The sequence below is a fragment of the Paraburkholderia unamae genome (assembly GCF_003268775.1).
In the GTDB taxonomy this organism is placed as follows: Bacteria; Pseudomonadota; Gammaproteobacteria; order Burkholderiales; family Burkholderiaceae; genus Paraburkholderia; species Paraburkholderia unamae.
In genome coordinates this window covers 13113-32968 of the sequence record NZ_QLSU01000051.1, presented here as the reverse complement: position 1 = coordinate 32968, position 19856 = coordinate 13113, and the positions used below count along the sequence as shown (strand labels likewise).

13 protein-coding genes are annotated in these 19856 nt (G+C 67.5%); 7 read left to right on the top strand and 6 right to left on the bottom strand.

The annotated features are described in order from the left end of the window. Position 1: 1 nt before the first annotated feature. The 6 genes from bcsB to C7401_RS42625 all read right to left on the bottom strand — a co-directional run bounded on the left by bcsB (position 2) and on the right by C7401_RS42625 (position 8047). Complete coding sequence (bcsB, locus tag C7401_RS42650; protein ID WP_258397466.1) at positions 2 to 2524, bottom strand: cellulose biosynthesis cyclic di-GMP-binding regulatory protein BcsB; 2523 nt, start codon at positions 2522 to 2524, stop codon at positions 2 to 4. A gap of 5 nt (positions 2525 to 2529) precedes the next feature. After that, a complete protein-coding gene (gene bcsA / locus C7401_RS42645; RefSeq protein WP_112178077.1) occupies positions 2530 to 4755 on the bottom strand; it encodes a UDP-forming cellulose synthase catalytic subunit in 2226 nt (741 codons plus the stop codon). Further along, the gene (gene bcsQ / locus C7401_RS42640; protein ID WP_112178076.1) at positions 4752 to 5540 is read right to left on the bottom strand and encodes a cellulose biosynthesis protein BcsQ; all 789 of its coding nucleotides are present in this window, start codon (positions 5538 to 5540) and stop codon (positions 4752 to 4754) included. The genes bcsA and bcsQ overlap by 4 nt, the downstream gene beginning before the upstream one ends. Then, a complete protein-coding gene (gene bcsP, locus C7401_RS42635) occupies positions 5537 to 6370 on the bottom strand; it encodes a cellulose biosynthesis protein BcsP (RefSeq protein WP_146758093.1) in 834 nt (277 codons plus the stop codon). The genes bcsQ and bcsP overlap by 4 nt, the downstream gene beginning before the upstream one ends. Before the next feature lie 78 nt (positions 6371 to 6448). Further along, positions 6449 to 6904 carry a cellulose biosynthesis protein BcsD gene (bcsD, locus tag C7401_RS42630; protein ID WP_112178074.1) on the bottom strand — a complete coding sequence of 152 codons (456 nt, stop codon included), beginning with the start codon at positions 6902 to 6904 and terminating at the stop codon, positions 6449 to 6451. Positions 6905 to 7153: 249 nt separating this feature from the next. Then, complete coding sequence (locus C7401_RS42625) at positions 7154 to 8047, bottom strand: LysR family transcriptional regulator (protein WP_112178073.1); 894 nt, start codon at positions 8045 to 8047, stop codon at positions 7154 to 7156. A gap of 184 nt (positions 8048 to 8231) precedes the next feature. On the opposite strand from C7401_RS42625, the gene C7401_RS42620 reads away from it, so the two are divergent. The 7 genes from C7401_RS42620 (at position 8232) to C7401_RS42590 (ending at position 19855) form a co-directional block, all read left to right on the top strand. Continuing rightward, positions 8232 to 9005 carry a glucose 1-dehydrogenase gene (locus tag C7401_RS42620; RefSeq protein ID WP_112178072.1) on the top strand — a complete coding sequence of 258 codons (774 nt, stop codon included), beginning with the start codon at positions 8232 to 8234 and terminating at the stop codon, positions 9003 to 9005. 73 nt (positions 9006 to 9078) lie between these two features. Then, positions 9079 to 10269 (top strand): YncE family protein, encoded by a 1191-nt coding sequence (locus C7401_RS42615; protein WP_112178071.1) that lies wholly within the window; start codon positions 9079 to 9081, stop codon positions 10267 to 10269. A gap of 48 nt (positions 10270 to 10317) precedes the next feature. After that, complete coding sequence (gene aroE / locus C7401_RS42610; RefSeq protein WP_112178070.1) at positions 10318 to 11133, top strand: shikimate dehydrogenase; 816 nt, start codon at positions 10318 to 10320, stop codon at positions 11131 to 11133. 114 nt (positions 11134 to 11247) lie between these two features. Beyond that, on the top strand, positions 11248 to 12681 hold the full coding sequence (locus C7401_RS42605; RefSeq protein ID WP_112178069.1) for an MFS transporter: 1434 nt from the start codon (positions 11248 to 11250) through the stop codon (positions 12679 to 12681). An 848-nt stretch (positions 12682 to 13529) separates the two neighbouring features. Continuing rightward, on the top strand, positions 13530 to 15845 hold the full coding sequence (locus C7401_RS42600) for an Orn/Lys/Arg family decarboxylase (protein ID WP_258397465.1): 2316 nt from the start codon (positions 13530 to 13532) through the stop codon (positions 15843 to 15845). A 104-nt stretch (positions 15846 to 15949) separates the two neighbouring features. Next, positions 15950 to 17452 carry a basic amino acid/polyamine antiporter gene (locus tag C7401_RS42595; protein ID WP_112178068.1) on the top strand — a complete coding sequence of 501 codons (1503 nt, stop codon included), beginning with the start codon at positions 15950 to 15952 and terminating at the stop codon, positions 17450 to 17452. A 30-nt stretch (positions 17453 to 17482) separates the two neighbouring features. Next, entirely contained in the window at positions 17483 to 19855 is a 2373-nt protein-coding gene (locus C7401_RS42590) for an Orn/Lys/Arg family decarboxylase (RefSeq protein ID WP_112178067.1), read from the top strand. The last annotated feature ends 1 nt before the right edge of the window (position 19856 follow it).

The window sequence follows — 19856 nt, the reverse complement described above, 5'->3', positions numbered from 1 at the left end:
GTCATTCCTTGAGCCGGCGCGCAGCCACGCTGCGCAGCATCCGGTAAAACAGCGCGGCGATCACGAGCGCGGCGATCACGCCGCCGAGCAGCAACAGCATGGGGTGCGAGGAAAGCACCCAGCGCACGTATTCGAGCGGCGTGAGCTTGCCGACGTAATAGAAGTTGCCGTTCGAGGTCACCGTGACCGAGCGGCCGTGAATCACGGCCATCGCGCCCTGCACCTGCGGCAGCACGTCGGCGTCGAGCAGCGCCGAGGCCATGTCGGCTTCCGGCGCGCCGGGCGAGGTGATCAGCGCGACCACGCTGCGGCCCGGCTTCAACGGCGACTCGAAGCCCGCCATCAGCGCGCTGCCGCCGTTGCTCACGAGCGAGAGATCGGCGCGCGCCGTGGTGCGCTCGACGCCGTGCGGGCCGTGCCACCAGTCCTGGAACTGGTACACGGCGTCGGTGAGCGTGAAGCGGCTCGTGCCGCCGTCGCTCGAGAACGGCATCGACTTCGCCCAGCGCGAAAGCAGCGGCTGACGGCCGGGACCGCCGAGCACGATCAGGTCCTTGTCGGCGAGCGTGTCGACGTCGGCCGCGCTTGCCACCGTCGCGCCCGTCACCGGGTAGCCCGTCGACTCGCCCATGCGGCCCATGGCCAGCAGGAACAGGCTGTAGTCGCCGCCGGTCGGCTCGTCCGGCAGGATCACGGCCGTCTCGGAAAGGTCGGCCATGCGCGTGAACGGGAAACCGCTGTTGGCGAACGCCGCGAGGTCCGGCAACGCCATGTAGTGCGGGAACGACGAGAGGTCGATGGTCGAGTCGGGGTCGATCGTGCCTTCGACATCGCGCAGCAAACGCCCCGAGCATTCGCCCGTGTCGGGGATGTCGTAGAAGTAATGCAGGCGCAGTTGCGCGCGCGGCGTGAGCAGCAAGGGCGGAACATGGACGATGCGGCGCGCCGCGCCCGTCGAGTAAGCCACCGCGCCGAAGCGGCCGAGGAAGCGGTTGATGCTGAAGCGTGACGGATCTTCGGCCGGAATCTGCAACGCCTGCACGAAGGTGTTGTTGACGCTTATGTTCAGCGACGAGCGATCGGGCCGCGGGCGCACGGTGTAGCGGTAGAGCAGGTCGATCGGCGCGCCCTTCGTGTTCCAGGTGAAGACATCGGGCGGCACGTGCAGATTGATCGAGATCGGACCGGCGTCGTAGCCCGTCACCGTGAGCGCGCGTTCGTCGGCGAGTTCGCCAAAGCGCACCGGGCGGTCGGAGGGCAGCCAGTTCGGGGCGTCGTAGGGCACGCGCGGTTTGAGCGTGGTGAGCTGGCCGATCGTCACGCTCGTGCCCGAGAGCGTGTTCTGGCCGAGCGCGAGCGCGCTCGCGGCCGTCTTCAGCTCCTCGCTGTTGCGCCCGAGCACGAGCAGCAACTGGCCGCGCGCGGGCGCGGCGCGCTCCACCACGGCGAGCGTCGGGCCGCTCACGGGCGGCAGCGTCAGGCCGTCCGGATGCGAGTCGGCGAGCGCGAACACCACGGCGTTGCCCGAAAGCGGCGCGCTGCCGAGCTGCGCGGGAAAGAGCGCGCCGCGATAACCCGCGAGCGCGCCGAACCACGAAGCGAGCGTGCCGGCCGCCTCCAGCGTGCCCGCGTCGGGCTTGTCGGCGAACACGAACGGCAGCTCCAGCCGGCGCACGTCGCGGCGGTCGAAGAACGGCTGCGGCAGCGCGCCCAGGTTCGGCTTTTCCGGCAGCGAGGCGTAGGTGAGATCGAGCGAACTCGCGTTGCTGAGCGTCGCCCACAGCGTGGAGTTGGCGGGATCTTCGCAGCGGCGCGTGTAATGGCCGATCAACTGGACATTCAGGCGATTGAACTCGGTGATGAAGCGCGGATCGAGCGCGATGTCGCGCGCGATCGTCGTGCCCGCCTGCGCTTGCGGCACCGGCAGCGTGGCGGCCACTTCGCCGTTGATCAGCACCTTGAGCTGCGAGAGGTCCGGCAGCAGCGCGGGCGAGTAGCTATAGACGAGATGCAGCGTCGCGGCCGTCACCACTTCGTCGTTGCGCACCGAGAACGGCACGCCGTTCTGCCCGTCGACGCCGCGCAACTGCAACGGATCGATCGCGCCGAGGTCGGCGAAGGTCAGGGTCTGCCGGCGGCCGCCCGGCACGAGCGTGCCCGGGTTCGCCGTGGTGGGCGCGCGCACGCCGAGCAGCTTTTGCTGCCCCGGCGTGAGCGGCGGCGTTGGCAGACCGAGAGCGGGCTGTGCGCCCGCCTGGGCGTCGAACACACTGGCCGCGCCCGGCGGCGGCACGGCGCCAACTGCGGTCGCGCCATCGGCCGCGCGAGCGGCGGACGGCAACGGCACGGTATCGGCCGTAGCAGCGGTATGGGCCGTCTGGGCCGTATGGGCCGCCACGGATGCGCCAGGCTTGCCGTCCGCCGCCACGGCGAACGGCAGGCCGCACAGACCAAGCGCCAGGCCACACGCGAACACGCTCGCGAGGCGCGCTCGCGAGGGTGAAAATCCTCTCCCTTTCTTCATCTGCCTTAGCTGTCTTTTTGTGCGGTTCGTTTTGCGCCGCGCGTGGCCCATGCGCGGAAGTCGCCGTAGAGGTGTCCGAAGAATCCGCCGATGCCGTGCGCCCCCGCGAGCCACACCTGCGCGAGCGCGCGCAGCGGCCTGTCGGGCTCACGGCCCTGCGCCCAGCCGCTCCAGGCGTCGGCGCGCGAGAACGTCGCATTCACGAAGTTGAATTCCTGGTCCTTCGACATCTCGACGAACTGGAGCCCCGCGCGCCCCGGCTCCGTGAAGCTCACGGTCGCCCGGAACGCGTACTCCTCGTCGCCGCGAAAGAGCGACACCGTGACCGGCTCGTGCAGCGGCACCGAGATGTTCTGCGGCAGCTTCACGCCCACGCCGCCCTCGGAGTAGTCGAGCGTCTCGCAGGCGAGCGTGCGCCCGGTGCCGAAGCGCAGCATCACGGGCATCGTCATCGCGACGCGGTGCACGGAGCGCACCTGCTTGCGCTCGTTGGCGGCGGCCATGCTCGCGCCGAGAATCAGCGAGTTATAGGCGGTCCACGCGAGATTGAGGATCGTCGTGTTGACCTCGCTCGTGACGTGCCAGTACGCGTGGATATGCCAGATGCCGAACCCGAAGCCGAGCAGGTTGAGCAGCAGCAACACGAGGTAAGGGCGGGAAATCGCCCAGTCGAAGTAGTTCTCGGCGATCTTGCCGCCCTTGGCCGTCACGTTGAACTTGCCGAGCTTCGGGTTGATGAGCGCGAGCAGCGTGGGCGCGGTGATGTACGAAGCGAGCACCGACTCGTAGACCTCGGCCCAGAACGAATGCCGGAACGCGCCCTGCATGCGCGAGTTGGTCACGTTCGCATGGAACATGTGCGGCAACGCGAACAGCGCGATGGTCGCCGCCGACGCCTGGATCACGTGCGCCCCGAAGAACAGGAACGACAGCGGCGCCGTGAGGAAGACGAGACGCGGCACGCCATAGAAGAAGTGCATCATCGCGTTGAGGTAGCACAGGCGCTGGCCGAACGAGAGCCCCTTGCCCAGCAGCGGATTGTCGACGCGAAAGATCTGCGTCATGCCGCGCGCCCAGCGAATGCGCTGGCCGATATGCCCCGAAAGGCTCTCGGTCGCGAGTCCCGCGGCCTGCGGTATCGCCAGATAGGCCGTGGTGTAGCCGAGACGGTGCAGCTTGAGCGCCGTATGCGCGTCCTCGGTCACCGTCTCCACGGCGATGCCGCCGATCTCCTCGACCATCGAGCGGCGCAGGAGCGCGCACGAGCCGCAGAAGAACGTGGCGTTCCACAGATCGTTGCCGTCCTGCACGAGACCGTAGAACAGCTCGCCCTCGTTCGGCACCTTGCGGAACGTGCCGAGGTTGCGCTCGAACGGGTCCGCGGAGAAAAAATGGTGCGGCGTTTGCAGCATCGACAGCTTCTTGTCGCGCAGGAACCAGCCTAGGCAGACCTGAAGGAAGGAGCGCGTCGGAATATGGTCGCAGTCGAAGATCGCCAGGTATTCGCCATTGGTGATCTTGAGCGCCTCGTTGATGTTGCCCGCCTTGGCGTGGCGGTTGTGCGAGCGGATCGTCCAGTTGACGCCCACTTCCTCGCAGAACGCCTTGAACTCGGGGCGGCGGCCGTCGTCGAGCACGTGGATCGAGAGCTTGTCCGCCGGGTAGTCGAGCGCGAGCGACGCGTAGATCGTCGGCTTCACCACGCCGAGCGGTTCGTTGTAGGTCGGGATGAAGATGTCGACGGTCGGCCAGTCCGCGCGCGAGGCGGGCAGCGGCACGGGCTTGCGCCTGAGCGGCCACGCGGTCTGGAAGTAGCCGAGCAGCAGCACGAGCGCCGCATAGAGTTCCGCCGACACCAGCAGCAGGCCCCACAGCGCGTCGAGCGGGCGCGACCAGTAGGTGGTCTCGGTAAGACGCCAGTACATGTAGCGCCCCGACGCCAGCACCGAAAGCATGATCATCACGAGCGTCGCGTAGCTGCCTTCGACGCGGCGAAACAGTAGCGCGCAAATGAAGCAGCAGAGGGCGAACGCGAGTTGCTGGCTGTTCGCGAGCGGCACCGTGAACACGAAGAACATCGCGCCGAGCGAGAAAATCGTCAGCACGACGGCGACCGGCTTGTTGCCCCAGAAGCGCGCGTCGGCGAAACGTTCGAGGCGCGAAGCGGCCTTGCGCGGCGCGAACTCCGGCGCACAGTCCGGCGCGTGAGCGTCCTTGCGCGCGCTGCTCATGCGTGGCTCCTGCGCGCAAGGACCGGCGCTTCGAGCGCGCCCAGCAGCCACCGGCCCAGCTCGCGCATGTCGGCGGCGGCCTGGCACATCGTGTCGTAGCGCACCACGGTCGTATTGCAGGCGAGCGACTCGCTCACGCCTTCGTCGTCGTGGACGACGCCGGGAAACATGTGCGGGCCCAGCATGCCGCGCAACACGCGCAGCACGTCCTTGTTGAGCTGGCGCGACTGGTCGACCTGATTGACCACGTAGCCCTCGCCGAGAAACTCGGGCCGCGACGCGGCGTAGATGTCGATCATGCGCTGCATCTGCGGAATCGCCGCGTAGGAGGCGGCGTCCGCCAGCACGACGTTGATCGCGAAATGCGCGGCGCCGAGCGCGGCGCGCGTGTAGGCGGACGAACCCGGCGGCGTGTCGACGATGACGATGTCCGCTTCGCCGAGGCGCAACGTCGCGAGGCCTTGGGCGAGCCAGTGCGGCGTCTCGTCGAGATGGCGCTCGAACAGGTGCTGCTCCTCCTCGATCAGCGCGCCGAACGGCAGCACGGCCACGCCGTCGCTGCCTTCGAACATCGCGCTGCGCCAGGATGCGCCCGTGAACGCCGCGCGCGAGAGGCCGTCGACGCTGTCGAGCGAGCCGCCGAAATAAAGGCGCAGCGAGTTCTGCGGATCGAGATCGACCGCCGCCACGCGGCGGCCCTGCGCCGCGAGGACCGCGGCGAGGTTGGCGGCGACGGTCGTCTTGCCAACGCCGCCCTTGGCCGACACCACACTCACGACTCTCATGGCCCGCTCACTCCCTTGCCTGCTTCCCTGAGAAACCACGGTCGGTGTGACGAACCGGCGTGGTCCTGTGCTTGCGATTCGGTCCGCGCTTCTGACCGCGCTTCTGACCGCAATTCAGCTTGCGTCGGCTTGAGCGCGCCGCCGCGCAGCCGCGCGAACAGATCGTCGAGGCGCTCCGGGTCCTGGGGCGCACGCGCAGGCAACGCCGAAGGCTGGCCGCCCGCGCCCGCACGCGTATCGCCGAAAAGCCTTTTCAGCGGCGCGTTCGCTGGCGTTGCGCCCGGCTGAGCAATACGCGACGACAAAGGCATTGGCCTGGGCATCTCCGGCGTATCGGGCATGGCCGCGCCGGGCTGTGCGAACCCCACGCTCACTGCCGGATTGAAGCGCACGGTCTGCACGGGCGCAGGCGCGCGCGCAGATGCGGGCACGGCACCGCGATCATCGGCTTGCGACGCTTCGTCGCCCGCGCCCGGCACGGGCAAAAAGCGAAACTCGGCGCTCTCGGGCGCGGCGGGCGTTTCCCTCGCCAGCACGGGCGGCACGTCGCGGCGAGGCGAGCGCGTGAAGAGGGGCGCGGAGCGGCGCATCACGGCCTGCGAGTCCTCGCGCGCCACAGGCTCCCGCGCAGGCGTGTCGTCGCGCGCGGGCGTGGCGTCGCGATCCGCGTCCGCCGCCGGAAGTTCGACCTGACGCGGATCGATCATGCCAAGCAGCGGCCAGCGGCCGCGCGCCTCGTGCGCCTCGTTTTCCATTCCGATTTCCCGATAACTGGCTGCGTCCCCGCCGAACCGGTCGAAGAGCGCCTGGACGTCACGCGAGGGACTCATAAGATTCACCGCCGAGAAGAGAGCAAGGACGAGAGCCAGGACCGGACGCCGTGGCGCCGGACGCGATGACGGCTCGCCTCACGCCAGCGCGCGCGCCAACTGGAACGCCACGACGAAGCCGTCTTCCGGCGCGCCGGTCTGAACGACGGCGAGATCGGCGGCGCCCATCGCGTCGAGCCATGTCTGATAGGCGCCTTGCAGGAAGGCCGGGCTCCAGGCGAGCGCGTCGCCGCCGAACGCGGCGAGCGGCGCGCCATAGTGGGTGATGCGCAAGGAGTCGCCCGCGTCCGCGAGTTCGACGCAACCCCATTGAATCGCACTCCAGCGGGCATTGATCGCAACGGCGAGACCCGCCGTCGACTCGCAGGGCGGCAGCGGGTGGGCGGCGGCGAAGCGCGCCCCGATGCGAAACATCAGCTCGCGCAACTCGTCGCGGCTCAACTGCGATTCGAACTCGGCGGCCAGGGCGCGCAACAGACCGCGCCATTGAAGAGAAAGATGTTGTTCGAGCAGGACGTCGACGACAGTCGGCATGGGCACGCTGGTCCGGTTTGGTCTGAAGGACACCTTAGAACCGTTCAAAAAAAGCCCATGAGGGCGGCTTGTTCTTGCGCCGATCGGTGAATGCTCGATGCCTGCGACCTGGCAGGCGGGGCTCGACGGCATCCGCCTCGTGCACGACTGGGCCCCACTATAGCGGTTGCCTGAAAGGGTTCGAAACCGCGTAATTCGCCAAACCTTGGTCTGATTTCGCCATTCGTGCCGGCGCCCTGGCGCCGCTGGCTATTTCCCCGCTGCGCCGCCGAAGCATGCCTCCATCACGCCGAGCAACGCGCGCTTCGCGGGATTGTCGAGGCCGGTGTACGCGAGCCCGATGCCGGCGCGGTGATCGCGCAGATCGAGCGCGCGGGCCACGACTTTGGGCGGCAAGGCCGAGGCGGCCTCGGACGGAATCATGCCGATGCCCATGCCCGCCGCGACCAGCGCGAGCATGGTCGTGAATTCGCCCAGCTCCTGGGCGATCTCGAGATCGACGCCCCCGCGCTTGAGCGCGACGAGCAATTCGTCATGAAAGCCGGGCGCGTACCTGCGCGCCAGCACGAACGCGGGACAGCCTCGCAGATCCGCCGGCCGGATCAGTGCTTGCGCGGCAAGCGGATGCGCCTCCGGCAACGCCACGACGAAGGGCTCCTCAAGCACCGTGCGAATCTCAAGCCCGGCACTCGCCACGGGCAGGCGTATCAGCCCGAAGTCGAGCTTGTTGTCGTGCAGAGCGGCGATCTGGTCCGGCGTGGGCATGTCCTTCAGTTCGAGCGTCACGAGCGGGTAGCGCTCGTGCATGGTGCGAATGAGGGTGGGCAAGAGCTTGGGCAAGACCGACGAGACGAAGGCGATCCGCAGCGTGCCGATTTCCCCGCGCGCCGAAAGCCGCGCGGTCTGCTCGGCGCGCTGCGCCTGATGCAGCGTGGCGCGGGCTTCCGGCAGAAAGAGCCTGCCCGTTTCGCTCAACGCGACCTTGTGCCGGTCGCGCTCCAGCAGCCGCACGTCGAGCTCGTCTTCCAGCGCCTTGATCTGCATGCTCAACGCGGACTGCACGATGCACAGCCGCTGCGCCGCCCGGCCGAAATGCAGTTCCTCGGCGAGCACGACGAAGGCCCGCAGATGCTTCAGTTCCATGTTCACTCCTGCGGCCTTTTGGCACGAATCGCTGGCACGCAGCGTCGGCACGCATCGTTCCCGAGATTGGTTATCACGAATCATGATAACAGTGTCACGAAAGACCATTGGCGCGATGGCGGCGCTTCGAGTGAACTACGCGTAACGGAGACAACACAGGCGCGCATGGCGAGCGCCGGGAACCATGAACGACGCATTGCAACTCTTCAGCCTGAGCGGACGGCGCGCCCTGATCACCGGCTCCGGGCGCGGCATCGGGCTCGCGCTCGCACGCGGACTGGCGAGCGCCGGCGCGGCGGTCGTCATCAACGACCGCAACGAGCACAAGGCCGCCGCCGTCGCCGCGCAACTGCGCGAGGCAGGCTTCGAAGCGGATATCGCGGTTTTTGATGTGACGAAGCGCGACGAGGTCAACGCCGCGATCGACGCGGCCGAGGCGCGCCTCGGCGCCATCGATATTCTCGTGAACAACGCCGGCGTCCAGCGCCGGGCGCCGCTCGAAACGTTCGAAGCCGACGACTGGAACGCGCTGTTGCGCGTGAATCTCGACGGCGCGTTCCATGTGTCGCAGGCGCTCGCGCGGCACATGCTCGCGCGCGGGCGCGGCAAGATCATCAACATCTGCTCGGTGCAAGGCGAACTCGCGCGGCCAGGCATTGCGCCCTATGCGGCCTCCAAAGGCGCGATCCGCATGCTCACCAAGGGCATGTGCGCGGATTGGGCCGCTCGCGGCATTCAGGCCAACGCGCTTGCGCCCGGCTACTTCGCAACCGATCTGAACCGCGCGCTCGTCGACGACCCCGAGTTCTCGAACTGGATTTGCAAGCGCACGCCGGCGGGGCGCTGGGGCCGCGTGGAGGAACTGTGCGGGGCCGCGGTGTTTCTGGCGTCGTCGGCATCGGACTTCGTCAACGGGCAAACCCTCTTCGTGGACGGCGGCCTGACCAGCGTGGTGTGAGTTCACCGCGCACGCCAACCCACCACCCAACAAGAACGAACACAAGACAAAACATCGTCAAGGAGACACCGAAATGCACACACCCAAAGCGAACCGCACGCGCTGCGCCCAGGCGCTGGCCGGGCTGACCCTCGCGTTCGCGGCCTGCGCATCGCATGGCGCCGACTGGATCGTCTCCGGCAACGACGCGAAATATCAACGCGTAGAAGGCCGCGACACCTACCCCGACAACGCGAGGCCCGACACGCTGACGCTGCTCGACGCGAGCCGCTTCCCGCCCCAGGTCAAGGTGCAGGTCGAGGTGGAGAACGGCATCCAGGGGCCGCCCCAGGCCGTCGCGCTCACGCCGGATGCGCACGTCGCCCTGGTCGGCGCGCCGACGCGCTACGACCACGCGGCCCAGAAGCTCCTGATGGATTCGTTCCTGCAAGTGGTCGATCTCCAGGCGTCGCCGCCCACCGTCACGCGCCTCGATCTCGGCAGCCATCCCCAAGGCATCGCCATCGACCGCAGCGGCCGCCTCGCGCTCGTCGCAGGCCTCGACGGCAGCGTGACGGTGCTCGGCATCGAGGGAAACCGCGTGACGCTGGTGGACACATTGAAGATCGCGCAGAAGCGCCTTGCCGGCATCAGCTTCACGCACGACGGCCGCCACGCGCTGGTCTCGTTGCGCGACGAAGGCGGCGTGGCCGTCCTGAATGTCGCCGACGGCCACGTGAGCGACAGCGGCCAGCGTCTGTCGAGCGGCGTGGCGCCCTACACCATCGACGTATCGAGCGACGGCAAATGGGCCGTGGTGAGCGACGTCGGCCTGGCCGGCCTGCCCGCCTACGCAGGCAAGCTCGCGGGCGACGCCGACACCGTGACGCTCATCGACGTCTCGCATGAGCCGTTTCGCGCGGTCCAGCACCTCACCGTGCCGTCGCTGCCCGAGGGCGTGGCGATCTCGCCCGACGGCAAATGGATCGGCGTGCAGGCCATGGACGGTTCGAACCTGACACCCGACAACCCCGGACGCCATGCGCGCGGCAAAGTCGTCCTGTTCGCCATTCGCAACGGTCAGGCCGTGCAGGTTGCCGAGGCGCCGGGCGGAGAAGCCGCGCAGGGCATCGTCTTCACGGCGGACAGCCAGTATCTGATCGTGCAGTTCAACGTCGAAAAGCAGCTTGCCCTCTTCGCTGTCAACGGCGGGCATCTGCGCGACACCGGCGAGCGGATCGCGTTGAGCGGCGGCCCGTCGTCGCTACGCACGATGCCGCGCTGACATCACCACCTGCCGCACCTTCGTTTTTATCGTCAACATCCAACGATCATGCCTCACTCGATTCCCACCCTTTGCGGCTCGCTCGCCGGCCAACCGTTCACGTTCAACGTCAAGGTGCACAACGCCGCGTACCGCGTGCTCGGCGTGGACTATACGTTCGTGAGCTTCGGCGTGGAGGACATCGCCGGTGCGGTCAATGCCATGCGTACGCTCGGCATTCGCGGACTGAACGTCACGATGCCGCACAAGCAGGCCGTCATGCCTTATCTCGACGCGCTCGACGAAACCGCGCGCGCGATTGGCGCGGTCAACACGATCGACAATCGCGACGGCCACCTCACCGGCTACAACACCGACTGCGTGGGCGCGGTGCGCGCGCTCGAAGAGGCCACGCCGCTCGATGGCCGCCGCATTGCGCTGCTCGGCGCGGGCGGCGCCGCGCGCGCGATCGCCTGGGGCATGCAACGCGCGGGCGCGCGGGTGAGCGTATTCAATCGCACCGAATCGCGCGGACAGGCATTGGCCGACGACTTCGGCCTCGCATTCGGCGGCGACCTGGGCGCGTTCGATCCGGCCGCCTTCGACGGCGTGGTCAATGCGACGGCGGCGGGCTTTCGCGCCCCGGACGTCAATCCGTTGCGCGCGCAACAGCTTGCGCCGCATCTGTTCGTGATGGATGCCGCCTTCATTCCCGTGCGCACGAAGCTCATACGCGACGCCGCCGCCCTCGGCTGCCGGGTGGTCGACGGCACGCGCATGCTGCTGCATCAATTCTGCGGACAGGTCGAGCTGTACACGGGCAAGGCGGCGCCCCTCGACGCCATGAGCACGGCCTTGCTCGACGAAATTGCCCGCGTCGGCTAACCGGCGCGCACCGCAACGAAGCCGGAAAACGGGCCGGAGATTGCGCACCTTGCATCAAGACAAGGGCGCATCGCAATGCCGGCCCGCAGCGGTACCCCATCTGGAGGAGACGAGATGAAACACCCCCACCCCACCGCCGCCGCGCCGAGCGCCGGCCCCGGCAACACGGGCCCGGCCCGGCACGCGGTCGCCACCGCCGACCTGTACCGCGCGGCGTGGGCGGCGTCGCTTGGCAGCGCGCTCGAATACTACGACTTCGCGCTGTACAACCTGGCGTCGGCGCTGATCTTCGGGCCGCTGTTCTTCCCGTCGAGCGATCCCGCCATGGGCCTGATCGCGAGCTTCGGCGCCTACTTCCTCGGCTTTGCGATCCGCCCTGTGGGCGGCATTGTCTTCGGCACGCTCGGCGACCGCTACGGCCGCAAGTTCGTCCTGATGGCGACGATCCTGCTCATGGGCGTGGCAAGCACGCTGATCGGCCTGCTGCCCACGTATGCGAGCGCCAGGGTCTGGGCGCCCGTCCTGCTGGTGGGCTGCCGCCTGTTGCAAGGGCTCGGCGCGGGTGCGGAGCAAGCCGGGGCCGCCGTGCTGATGGCCGAATACGCGCCCGCGAAACGCCGCGGATACTTCGCGGCGCTGCCGTTCATGGGCGTGCTGCTCGGCACGGTGATGGCGGCCGCGATCTACTTCGCGCTGGTGCGCGTGGAGGACATTTCGCAAAGCTGGCTCTGGCGCGTGCCCTTCCTGCTCAGCGCCGTCATCATCGCGGTGGCGGTCTGGATACGCCTGAAGCTCAAGGAGTCGCCGTCGTTCACGCGGCTCGAAGCGCGCAAGCAGGTCAACGACAGCCCGTTGAAGCATCTCGTCACGCATGCGAAGCCGACGCTCCTCAAGGTCATCGGCCTGCGCATGGCCGAGAACGGCGGATCGTCGATCTACCAGTCGCTCGCCATCAGCTACATGGCGACGGCCACCGGCCTCAAAGGGCCGATCGGGCCGGTCGCGCTGCTGCTCGCGGGCGTATCGGGCGCGGTCGTCATTCCGCTCGCGGGCATGCTGAGCGACCGCTACGGTCGCGTTCCCGTCTATCGCGCCTTCGCGCTGTATCAACTCGTGCTGGCCTTTCCGACCTGGTGGGTGCTGAGTCTCGGCAACGCGAGCGCGAGCATCGCGATGCTTTGCGTCACGCTGGCCGGGGTCTGGGGCATGTTCGCCACGCAGGGCGCGCTGCTGCCCGAGTTGTTCGGCGCACAGCACCGCTACGCCGGTGTCGCCGTGGGGCGTGAAGTGTCGGCCGTTATTGCGGGGGGCGTCGCGCCGCTCATCGGCGCGTCCATCATCGCGTGGGCGACCCTGCGCTGGGGTGGCGCGCAAGGCACCGTTCTCGCGTGGATTCCGCTGGCGGCGTATGTGGCGATCCTCAGCGCGATCGGCGTGGTGACGACGTTTTACACGCCGGAGACGCGCGGCCGTGATCTCGACGATCTGCGCGATGCATCGGATGAAACGACGGTGGTGGGCGAGGCGTATGAGGCGCGGCGGTTTTAGCGGGGCCTCGCCAACAATCTGATTACAATTTAATAACGGCGCGCCTGGGCGAACGCGAATTCGTGTCCCGGACGGTTCCCTCGCAATGAGCGACACGTCCACCAGGCGCCCATAACAAATCGCGATATCGTTGCCGTCGCCGATCTTCTCGACATGTCGCTCCGGCGCAATGAACCCGGCGGCTGCATCGGATTGTGGCGGGGGTGCAAAGACAGTCGTGTGCCAGCGCTGCCTTGATCCCGACCGCGCCACACGGCGAATTCCGGCGTTCGCCGTCTCATAGCGCGTTTGCCCGCCTCCGCTATCGCCGCCAGCCAATCAGCAATAAGCACCACGCAATGGGCGGCCGACCACCTACACCGACCGCGAATACCCCCTACATGCCTGTCGGCTACTTTTGATTCCAATCAATGCTCGCAGACGCCCCCGGGGACTAAGATTCCGGTGCCTTTGCGCAGTCAGTTCTCCCACCGGTGCAGCAGTCGCCATACCGCCGGACGGCCGGTCGTTTCACGACCTGGCCGGAGGCTGCACCGCGCATGCGATCCGATCGAACCTCCGATCGACCAAATCAAGCATTTCGCCGCGTCGTGACTCGCCATGTCAGACCCACGATTCGCCAGCGCAAGCCGGCATCGTGTGTCTGCGCGTTCCTGCCGCGCGCGCAAAAAGATGGGGAGCGCTTCGTACATGGGTTCACGCACTACCGCGGCGATCGCCTCGCTAATCGTCCGGTCTCGCACCGGGCTCTCTTCATCCACGCCTGCCTTCGCGCCCCGCCGCGCCGCCCGCGCGCGGCAGTCCGCGCGATGCCCGTCGTTCGACCACCCGTCTTCCGGGACCCGCCCATGATCCGCACGATCACCGACCGCTTCCCCATGCGCGCGCTGTTCGTCAGCGACGAATTCGCCGAGTCCACCGCCGCGGGCCGCGCCGAGCGCATGCTCGACGAGGATCTCGCCAGCCGCCAGATCGACGTCGTCCGCTCACGCAGCGCCGAGGACGCCCGCGCAACGCTCGCCGCCGACGCTTCGATCCAGTGCCTGCTGCTCGACTGGGATCTGCACGACGACCCCGCGCACGCCGGAGCGATGAGCGTGCTTAGTGAAGCGCGCCAACGCAACGCGCACTTGCCGGTTTTCCTGCTCGCGAGCCGTCAGGCGGCCTCCGCCATCCCGGCCGAAGCGATGGAGAAAGTCGACGATTTCATCTGGCTGCACGAGGATTCGCCCGATTTCATCGGCGGGCGCATTCTCGCGGCGATCCACCGCTACCGCGAGCGCGTGCTCCCGCCCATGTTCCGCGCGCTCGTCGCGTTCTCCCAGGTCTACGAATACTCCTGGCACACGCCCGGCCACACGGGCGGCACCGCGTTCCTCAAGTCGCCGGTCGGCCGCGCGTTCTTCAGCTTTTTCGGCGAGGAACTGTTTCGCTCGGACCTGTCGATCTCGGTGGGCGAGCTTGGCTCGCTGCTGGATCACTCCGGCCCGATAGGCGAAGGCGAGCGCTACGCGGCGCGCGTGTTCGGCGCGCATCGCACCTACTACGTGACCAACGGCTCCTCCACGTCCAATCGCGTGATCCTCATGGCGAGCGTCACGCGCGGCCAGGTCGCGCTGTGCGACCGCAATTGCCACAAGTCGGTCGAACATGCGATGACGCTTTCCGGCGCGATACCGACCTGGCTGCTGCCCACGCGCAACCGCTACGGCATCATCGGGCCGATCCCGCCCGCGCGGCTCGCGGCGGCCGCGCTCGAAGCGGCCATCGCGGCCAATCCGCTCGTGCGTGACGGTGTCGACCCGACGCCCGTGCACGCGATCGTCACCAATTCCACCTACGACGGCCTGTGTTACGACGTCGCCCGCGTCGAGGCGCTGCTCGGCGAGCGGGTGGACCGGCTGCACTTCGACGAGGCGTGGTACGGCTACGCGCGCTTCAACCCGATCTACGCGCGCCGCTTCGCGATGCACGGCGAGCCGGGTGCTCACGACGCGTCGCGCCCCACGATATTCTCGACCCAATCGACGCACAAGCTGCTCGCCGCGCTCTCGCAGGCTTCGATGATCCACGTGCGCGACGGCCGGCGCCCGATCGAGCATGCGCGCTTTAACGAGGCGTTCATGATGCACGCCTCGACCTCGCCGCAGTACGCGATCATCGCCTCGAACGACGTGAGCGCCGCGATGATGGACGGCCCCGGCGGCCACGCATTGACCTCGGAGTCGATTCACGAGGCGATCGCATTCCGGCAGATGATGTCGCGCCTGCACGCGGAGTTTGCCGCGCGCGGCGACTGGTTCTTCGATGCCTGGCAGCCCGAATCGATCAGGGATGCCGAAGGCGGCAGCGTGCCGTTTCATCTGGCGGACCCGGAGCGGCTCGCCGCCGACGCGTCGTGCTGGACGCTGGAGCCGGGCGACGCGTGGCACGGCTTCGACGGGCTCGAACCCGGCTATTGCATGCTCGATCCGATCAAGGTGTCGATCGTCACGCCGGGCGTGCAGGCGTGCGGCGCGCCGGCCGAAACCGGCATTCCCGCGTCCATCGTCACGAGCTATCTGGACGCGCGCGGCATCGTCGCCGAAAAGACGACCGACTTCACGATCCTGTTCCTGTTCTCGATTGGCGTGACCAAGGGCAAGTGGGGCACGCTCGTCAATGCCCTGCTCGAATTCCACCGCGACTACGCAAGCAACGCGCCGCTCGAACAAGCATTGCCCGCGCTCGTACGCGAGCATCCCGCGCGTTACGCCGGGCTCGGCCTGCGCGACCTCGCCGCCTCGATGTTCGAAACGATGCGCGATCTGCGCTCGACGGACCGGCTCGCGCAGGCGTTCTCGGATTTGCCCGTGCCCGACATGAGCCCGGCCGAGGCGTATGAGCAACTGGTCAAGGGCTGCATCGAAACCGTCGCGCTCGACGCGCTCGCGGGCCGCACGCTCGCCACGGGCGTGGTGCCCTATCCGCCCGGCATTCCGCTGCTCATGCCGGGCGAGAACGCGGGTGCGGACAACGGCTCCGCGCTCGCGTACCTCAAGGCGCTCGAAGCGTTCGATCGCGCCTTTCCGGGCTTCACTCACGACATTCACGGCGTCGAAGTCGAAAACGGCGCGTACCGGCTGAGCGTCGTGACGTCCGGCGCTTCGCCCAACCGCAACTGATTCGACGGATCGCGCCCTTCTCATCCGTTTCCCGCACCCTTCTCGCACGCGTTGTAGCCGACCGCCGGCGCCAAGCCGCCGGCCCCCTTTCCCGGAGAACGATAATGAACCAACCCATCGCGGAAAAAACTGGCCTGACCACGCCCTCGCAACCGCCCGGCCCCGCCGCCGGGGGCGGCGGCCCGGACTCGCGCAAGCTCGGCGTCGTGCTGCTCAGCGGCATCGTCGTGGGCTCGATGATCGGCGGCGGCGCCTTCAATCTGCCGCAGAACATGGCGGCGGGCGCGGGCCTCGGCGCAATCGCCATCGCGTGGATCATCACGCTCGTCGGCATGTTCTTCCTCGCGAACTCGTTTCGCACGCTCGCCGACCAGCGGCCGGACCTGACCGCCGGCATCTACTCGTATGCGCGCGAAGGCTTCGGCAAGTTCGCGGGCTTCGAAATGGCATGGGGCTACTGGCTGAGTTCCGCGTTCGGCAACGTCGCGTTCGCGGTGCTCATCATGCAGACGCTCGGCTACTTCTTCCCCTCGCTCGACGGCAAGAACTGGCAGTCGATACTGGGCGGCTCCCTGCTGATCTGGGCCATGCACTTCATGGTGCTCTCGGGCGTGAAGCGCACCGCCATTCTCAATTCGATGGCGAGCGTGGTGAACATCGTCACGCTTTCGGTGGCGATCGTCGTGATCGCGCTGTTCTTCCAGAAAGGCCAGTTTACGTTCGACGTGTGGGGCCAGCAGCAGCACCTGGGCGGCACGCTCGCGCAGGTCAAGAGCACGATGATGGTCACGCTGTGGGTGTTCATCGGCATCGAGGGCGCCGTGGTCGTTTCGGATCGCGCGCGTAATCAGCATCAGGTGGGCACGGCGACCTTCATCGGCCTTGCGGTGTGCACGACGCTGTATTTCCTGCTTTCGGCGCTGCCCTTCAGCGTCATGCCGCAGAAAACGCTCGCCGGATTGCAGAACCCTTCGTCGGCGTACGTGCTGCAACAACTGGTCGGGCACTGGGGTGCGATTTTCGTGGTCGTCGCGCTGCTGTTCTCGGTGCTGAGCTGCTGGCTCGCGTGGACCGTGCTCGTTGCGGAGCTGCCGTTCGCGGCCGCGAAGGACAACATCTTCCCGCGCGTGCTCTCGCATGAGAACCGCCATCACGCGGCCGCGCCGTCGTTGTGGCTCTCCAGCGCCGTCATGCAGGCGATGATGTTCGTCGTGCTGTTCGCGCACGACGCGTGGATGTGGCTCATCAGCGTCGCGGGCGTGATGATCCTGCCGCCCTATCTCGCGAGCACCGGCTTCCTCTGGAAATGCGCGACGCAAAAGAACTTCCAGATTCACGCAGGCGAAGGCAAGCGCGCGTCGCTATGGACCGGCGTGCTCGGCACGGCGTATTCCGCCTGGCTCCTGTATGCCGCCGGCCCCACCTATCTGCTGATGTCGACGATCTTCTTCGTGGCCGGCATTCCCGTGTTCTGGTATGCGCAGCGCGAAAAGGACCCGCACGCGCCCGTGTTCACCGCGCGCGAGCGCGTGGCCGTGGTCGTGCTGGTCGTCGCGGCGATCGTCGCGTTCGTGCTGTTTGCCAAAGGCATCGTTTCCATCGGCTGAATTCGATCGGCATCCTGACGAGGTATCTTCATGTCGTACGATAGATTATTCGGCTTCCTGTTCTGCTGCGCCACGCCGCAGCCCAATACGTTTGCGCAGTCGCGCATCGGCCGCATCGTTGCCGAACTGACGCGGCAAGGCTACGAGGTCGCGCAGATGGCGACGACGGCCGACGCCCGCGGCGCCGTGCGCGGCGACGCGGCGATCGGTTGCATCGTCATCGAATGGTCCGTAGCCGAGCCCGAAAACGAGGTCGAGGCGTTCGTGCAGTTCGTGCGCGAGCGCGGCCTCGACGTGCCGGTGTTCATCCTCGCCGAGCGCCATCGGCTCGAAGAGATTCCGGTGCGCGTGCTCAGCCTCGTGAGCGGCTACGTGTTCGTCGAGGAGGACACGCCCGAGTTCGTCGCGCGCAATCTCGTGGGGCATCTGCACAACTATGCCCATTCGCTCAAGACGCCGTTTTTCGGCGCGATGGTCGACTACGCGGGTGAAGCCAACCAGATGTGGACCTGTCCCGGCCACAACGGCGGCGTGTTCTACCAGAAGAGTCCGATCGGCCGCGCGTTCGTCAAGCATCTGGGTGAAGCCGTGTTCCGCAACGACCTGGACAACTCCGTGGTGGGTCTCGGCGACCTGCTCGTGCACGAGGGCCCGGCGCTCGCCGCGCAGAAGGCGGCCGCGCGCATCTTCGGCGCCGAGCGGACCTACTTCGTGCTCAACGGCACGTCCACCTCGAACAAGATTGCGTTGAGCGCCCTCGTCGCGCCTGGCGACCTCGTGCTGTTCGATCGCAACAACCACAAGGCCGCGCACCACGGCGCGCTGTTGCTGGCCGGCGGCATTCCCGTTTATCTGCCGACCACGCGCAACGCGCACGGCCTGATCGGACCGATCGACTTCGCCGCGCTCGACGAAGCCGCGATTCGCGAGTCGATCCGCCGCCATCCGCTCGTGAGCGACACGCAGGCAGCCTCGCGGGCGCGCCCCTTCCGCGTCGCCGTGATCGAGCAATGCACGTACGACGGCACGATCTACGACGCGCGCCTGATCGTCGAGAAGCTCGGGCCGCTTTGCGACTACATCGTGTTCGACGAGGCGTGGGCGGGCTTCATGAAGTTTCATCCGCTCTTTCGCGGCCGCTTCGCGATGGGCGTGGAAGGGCTCGACGCGAACGCGCCCGGCATCATCGCGACGCAATCGACGCACAAGCAGCTCGCCGGTTTCTCGCAAGCCTCGCAAATCCACATCAAGGATTCGCACCTGAACGGCCAGCGCCGCCAGGTCAATCACTGGCGCTTTAACGAAATGTTCATGCAGCATTCGTCGACGTCGCCGTTCTATCCGCTCTTTGCTTCGCTCGACGTGGGCGCACAGATGATGCGCGGGCGTTCCGGCGAAGTGCTGTGGGACGACACGATCCGGCTCGGCATCGAACTGCGCAAGAAGATTCGCGCGCTGCGCGACGAGTACGCGGCCACGGAAACCGACCCGGCGCGGCGCTGGTTTTTCGATCCGTTCGTGGCCGAATTCGCACCCGAGCCTGCGCCGGGGTGCTCGCCGAACGCTGTGAACGCAAGCGACGTGCCGCGACGCTGGGAGGACCTGCCGACCGACGAACTGGCCTCGAACCCGCGCTGCTGGGCGCTCGCGCCGAACGCCGCGTGGCACGGCTTCGGCCCGCTCGCGCCCGGCTACGCGATGACCGATCCCAACAAGCTGACCCTGCTCACGCCCGGCTTCGACCGCGCGAGCGGGCAATACGCGGAGCACGGCATTCCCGCGCCGGTTCTGGCCGAGTTCCTGCGCGGCCAGCGCATTGTGCCCGAGAAGAACGATCTGAACAGCATCCTCTTTCTGCTCACGCCCGGCCTCGAATCGTCGAAAGCGGGCACGCTGCTCTCCGCGCTCGTGCGCTTCAAGCAGCTCCACGACGACAACGCGCCGCTCGACGTGGCGATGCCCGCGTTCGTGGCCACGCATCGCGAGCGCTATGCGGGTGTCGGCCTGCGCGACCTGTGCGCGCAGATGCATGCGTTCTATCGCGAATGCAACGTGAGCGCGCTCCAGCGCGAGCAATTTCGCGCCGAGCATTTTCCGCAGCCCGCCATGTCGCCGCAGGATGCCATGCACGCGCTCGTGCGCAACGACGTTGAACTGCTGCCCATCGAGCGCATTGGCGGGCGCATCGCGGCGACGCTCGCGCTCGTCTACCCGCCCGGCATTGGCGTGGTCGTGCCCGGCGAGCGCTACGACGCGCGCGCCCAGCCGATGCTCGACTATTTCCGCGTGTTCGAGGAAGGCGGCAACCGCTTTCCGGGCTTCGAGAACGAAATCCAGGGCATCTACCGTCAAACCGGCGACGACGGGCGCACGCGCCTCCATACCTATGTCGTCATCGAATAAC